This window comes from Salinicola salarius (genome assembly GCF_002179555.1).
In the GTDB taxonomy this organism is placed as follows: domain Bacteria; phylum Pseudomonadota; class Gammaproteobacteria; order Pseudomonadales; family Halomonadaceae; genus Salinicola; species Salinicola salarius_A.
This window is the reverse complement of record NZ_NHOU01000092.1, coordinates 1-2,155: the sequence shown is the minus strand read 5'-3', so window position 1 is coordinate 2,155 and position 2,155 is coordinate 1. Positions and strand designations below refer to the sequence as shown.

The 2,155-nt window shown below is 46.4% G+C and carries 3 protein-coding genes; 2 read left to right on the top strand and 1 reads right to left on the bottom strand.

The features are described 5' to 3' along the window. Positions 1–30 precede the first annotated feature (30 nt). Complete coding sequence (locus tag CCD76_RS20710; protein WP_373419444.1) at positions 31–150, top strand: copper-binding protein; 120 nt, start codon at positions 31–33, stop codon at positions 148–150. A gap of 182 nt (positions 151–332) precedes the next feature. Beyond that, positions 333–587, top strand: a complete 255-nt coding sequence (locus tag CCD76_RS19190; protein WP_087721088.1) for a hypothetical protein — start codon at positions 333–335, stop codon at positions 585–587. A gap of 282 nt (positions 588–869) precedes the next feature. Here CCD76_RS19190 and CCD76_RS19185 read toward each other — a convergent pair whose 3' ends face one another. Next, complete coding sequence (locus tag CCD76_RS19185; protein WP_218777090.1) at positions 870–2,102, bottom strand: tyrosine-type recombinase/integrase; 1,233 nt, start codon at positions 2,100–2,102, stop codon at positions 870–872. Positions 2,103–2,155: the final 53 nt, after the last annotated feature.

Below are 2,155 nucleotides of genomic sequence, written 5' to 3'. Positions count from 1 at the left end.
TCAGGTGGCCAGATTCACTATGCCACTACAATGCAGATGGCCTTCAAGGTGGCTGATCCGACGCTATTGGAAGGTATTAATGTAGGCGACAAGGTTCATTTCGGACTGCAGGGCGCTGACCATGTCGTGACAGAACTGAGCAAGAACTGAAGCGTGGCTTTAGGTTGTGCCAGCCTGATAATTATATCTTGACCTTAAAGTCAACTTCAAAGTTATCGTTAGAGCGGCTTCCGAAAGCCCCTAAAACCAAAACACGATATCTGCGTATCGCTCAGCAACCTGAATAAACGAAAAAGTCACGTTCACTATTGAAAATTTCGAGGATTATACAAATGCGTAAAGTAAAAACCTTGCTCGCTACTGGTATTACATTTGCAGGTCTAGCTTCAGTATCGATGGCATTTGCCTTGACGGATACCAGCCGTACCGGACAATCCGAGGCAATGATGCAATCAATGGCTACCCATGAGCAGTCAAACTCAAACGCAATGCAGCATGAAAGCATGATGCATAACAATGGCATGATGCCTCAGATGAAAAAATGCCGTCATATGATGATGCAGGATAAAATGGAGGAAGGCTGCTAAGTAGTATTAGGTATGGGCCGGCTTTTATATAATAGAAGCCGGCCTTCAAGTCGAGTGAATGCTCGTAAAAGTAAATATTTTATATCAGTATTATTGACTGAAATGTCATAAGCGCGACATTTTAAATATATTTGTTCAACTGGTTTAAAAAGTCTTTGTATTGCGAACGCAGAGTGGCATCTTCAGGGCCATGGTGACACTATTCTGTATCAAACTATGCATGCGGGCTGATTTTCCAACCTGAGTCTGGATGCAGTTTTGCGCACAAGGGCAAGATAGATCTCAATTTCCTTGGTTCTTGATCCCGATCTCAATTGGTGTTCTGCCGTCCAGAGTGGGCACATTGTCGAGCTTGTGAATAAGACCTTTCAATTTTTCCAGATCACCCTCGGCAATAGCTCGTTCGTCGGGAGTCAAAGGCACTGCCTCTAAATATCTTCCGATAGACGACTTGCTTTCAAGGGCTTGGGCTCTTGCACTGGCTTTTGGCAAGTTAAAGTCACAACCTGCACAGGCCATGCGATGTGGGCAGCTGCTCCAGAAAGGGTTTGAACAATACGAGTCACCCAGGTCATAGAAGGTGTAGGGCTCATCTGAATGGCGAGCAATTACATCATGGTCGATCAGGATGGAGACCATATTGGCCATTTGATCAGCTTTGATAAATGATGCTGCCAGCTTGGTAGGCCGAACTCGAATATAATGTAAAGTCGAATTCGGTGAGCTATGTCCTGACCACTGCATCAACTCTATCAGCGACATGCCTTGAGGAACGCTGGCAAGCGCCGTCACTGCGGAAGCACGCCCCCTATGGCTTGTGATTCGCCCGCGACTGTCTTCTAAAGGTACACCTGCCTTGGCACACAATATAGGAATGATGGTGCCATTGATAACACCGGAACCTATGCGTTTGCCTCGAAACTGGAATAGATAGCTAACTTTTCTCCCGGTTCGCTCATCAAATAATGCGGCCTGGTTGATAGGTCTATCTTTCAGCCAAGCATCGATGTATTTCTTTACGGCTATCGCTACGGGCTTGACGAAGGGCTTGAATGTTTTGCTGGCAGGAATATCGAGGTAGCATAAGGACCCTGCTGGAGTGATAGTCCCATCCTCGTGTACCACATCATTGGTTTGGAAATGTGCGCATTCTTTGTCCAGTCGCATAATTTCATTACTGCGCAAACCTGCGTGAGTCCATATCACGGCAAGGGCTTGCACCATCGATAGGGGGTAATGAATCTCAGAAAGCAGATCATTACGTTCGAGATTGAGGCTTGCCCAAATAAGCTTGAGCCATGTCGAATCATCAATAACGCGTGGGTTAATGCCGGAGTTGAATGTTACGGATCTTGGCGTGGCCAGGTGATATCTTGGACTGAACTTTAAACGTCCCCAGCCCCACAGCTCAAAGTCTGTAAAAAAGCGTCGCAATGCATGCAAAAAACTGCGCTTTGAGTTGGCAGCGATGGGCTGTCCAAGTCCTTTGAAGTTTGTTCCCTTCGCTGATTTCAAAGCCCATTCCCCGACAGTCATCCGGAGCTATGGTGATTTCTGGTGTATGAGAG